Origin of the sequence: Treponema sp., from assembly GCF_045657965.1 — a bacterium.
GTDB lineage: Bacteria > Spirochaetota > Spirochaetia > Treponematales > Treponemataceae > Treponema_D.
In genome coordinates this window covers 1-2713 of sequence record NZ_JAZOUG010000070.1, presented here as the reverse complement: position 1 = coordinate 2713, position 2713 = coordinate 1, and the positions used below count along the sequence as shown (strand labels likewise).

Here is a 2713-nt window from a genome sequence, read left to right as displayed (position 1 = left end):
TCTTTACGTTCGCGTAATGCTGGAATACGAATTGGAACTGTGTTAAGACGATAATAAAGATCTTCTCGAAAATTACCGTTACGTACTTCTTGAAGCAGGTCTCTGTGTGTAGCTACGATAATACGAACATCGACTTTTTTTGTTTTTTCACCGCCGCCGACACGGCTTACAGTTCCGGTTTCGAGAACTCGAAGCAGCTTGGACTGGATTGGTAATGGAAGTTCCCCGATTTCATCAAGGAATAAAGTACCTTTGTCAGCAAATTCAAACAGACCGGCTTTTCCTTCTTTGTTTGCACCTGTGAAAGCACCTTTTTCATAACCGAAAAATTGAGATTCAGCCAATTCGGCAGGAATAGCAGCACAGTTTACAGGAATAAATGCCTTGTCTTTGCGTAAACTGCACTGATGGATATAATGGGCAACAACTTCTTTACCTGTACCGGATTCGCCGCCGATCATAATTGTGCTGTTTGTTTCAGCAATACGTCGTGTAACTGCTAAAAGACTTCGCATAGCATCACTGGCAGCAACAATTTCTGTGTTATTATCTTTAAATTCAGATAAATATTGAATAACATTTTCATATTTTAAGCGTTCTTTTTGGAAAAATTTACTTGCCTTTTCGTATTCATGCTGATGAGCTGCATAACTCACGATAAGTTGGACATTGCCGTTATCGTCAAAAACGGGTTTGGAAATGATGAGCATGACTGCTCCGGATGTACTTTTAAGATATTTTACGTTCGTTTTTCCGCTTGCAATCGCTTCCTGAGTGGAAGTTTCTTTAACAATCCCTGCTTTAACGATGTCTTCTGTAGATTTTCCAATGAACCATTCCGGTTTTTTTCCGAGCATTTGTTCAATGGACTCGGTAACATAAACGAGTTTGCCTGTTCCGTCGGTGATAAATACACTGCCTGGATAATGCTGCATGATTTGATCATAAAATTTTTCTAAGTCAGTTGAAGGATTAAGTGATTGTTCTAAGCTGATTTTACTCATGATGTAGTCTCCGTTCAATTTTAGATAAAAGTATATGTATTCATAGTATACTTCTTTAAGAAAAAAGTCAAAAAAGTTTATAACAAAAGAAGGAAAGTCAGCAAACTGTTCTGACTTTCCTTCTTTTATTTTTTAGGAAGGCTTTATTTTGTAAGGGCATTACCGATAATGACACGCATGATCTGGTTACTACCTTCAAAAATCTGGAAAATTTTAGCGTCACGCATCATCTTTTCAACTGGATAGTCTCTCATATAACCGTATCCGCCAAGAATCTGAACAGCGTCTGTTGTAACTTTCATAGCATTATCGCTACAGAAACATTTAGCAGCGGAAGCTTCACGAGTAGCTTTCATTCCAGCATCGAGTTTTCTTGCGGAACTCTGGTAGAGCTGACGAGCTGCTTCTGTTCCGATATCCATATCTGCGAGCATGAAGCTGATTGCCTGGAGTTTATTTAATGGTTTGCCGAACTGTACACGTTCTTTGGAGTAAGCAACAGCTTCATCAAGTGCTGCCTGAGCAAGACCTGTGGAGATTGCTGCGTTAAATGTACGAGCTGCATCTAAACCTGCCATAGCAATTTTGAAGCCCTGGCCTTCTTCGCCGAGACGGTTAGCCACTGGAACACGAACTTCATCAATGAATAAATCGCATGTATTGGATAAACGAAGACCCATTTTATCTTCAACTTTACCGATGGATAAACCTGGTGTTCCTTTTTCTACGAAGAATGCTGTAACACCTTTAGCGCCGAGAGAACGATCAACTGTTGCGAAGATTACATAAACTTCTGCAAAACCTGCATTTGTGGAGAAACATTTTGTTCCGTTAAGAACATAGTAGTCGCCATCGCGTTTTGCTGTTGTTTTGATGGATGCGGAGTCAGAACCGGATGCTGGTTCTGTTAAACAGAATGCACCATAAGCGCCTGGAACGATGATGTCACATACACGTTTGATCTGGTCTTCGTTACCGCCGATAAGAACACATTCAAGAGCAAGAGCACTTGCAAGCATTGTGATTGCATAAGCAGGTTCAACTTTACCAATTTCTTCAAGCATAAGACATTCTGTAAGGTGGGAAAGTCCGAGACCGCCAAATTTTGTTGGGATTCCTAAAAGATGGAAACCAAGTTCAAAACCTTTTTTGTAGAGTTCATCTGGGAATTCATGATTCTGATTCTGATCATAATATGCACGATGTGGTTTTACTTCTTTGTTCATAAAGTCGCGTGCGAGAGCCATTAAATCCAACTGTTCTTCTGTATACATAGATTTCATTGTATTACCTCCGTAAAATTAAATTATTTGCCTGTGTAAACTGGTTTACGTTTTTCAAGGAACGCATTGATGGATTCCTTAAAGTCGTTTGTTCTGCAATGTCTCATGGAATACTGATATTCATGCATGAATTTATCGTAGAACTGGTCATTGTCGTTGTGGTTCATAGCTGCTTTGAAATACTGAACAGCTAATGGAGCCATACGAGCGATTTCTTTACAAACTTTCATTGCACGTTCTTCAAGCTGTTCTGCAGGCACAACATCGAGAAGACCGCCATATGCGCGAGCTTCTTCAGCTGTAAAAGGTTTGCCTGTGAATACATAGTAACGAGCAAGACGTCTTGGAAGCATAGATTCAACAAATGCAGAAGCGCCGATCCACCCCATACTGATTTCCGGGAAGTTGAAGATTGTACCTTCGGAT

General features: G+C 40.1%; 3 protein-coding genes. All 3 read right to left on the bottom strand.

Annotated features, from left to right (window positions below):
- Positions 1-1004, bottom strand: a 1004-nt coding sequence (locus tag ACKI5B_RS02555; RefSeq protein WP_407425523.1) for a sigma-54 interaction domain-containing protein, incomplete at its 3' end; no start/stop codon positions are given.
- Between the two features lie 143 nt (positions 1005-1147).
- Positions 1148-2287 (bottom strand): acyl-CoA dehydrogenase family protein, encoded by a 1140-nt coding sequence (locus tag ACKI5B_RS02550; protein ID WP_407425521.1) that lies wholly within the window; start codon positions 2285-2287, stop codon positions 1148-1150.
- A gap of 23 nt (positions 2288-2310) precedes the next feature.
- The coding region (locus tag ACKI5B_RS02545) for an enoyl-CoA hydratase/isomerase family protein (protein WP_407425519.1) at positions 2311-2713 on the bottom strand (403 nt) is incomplete at its 5' end.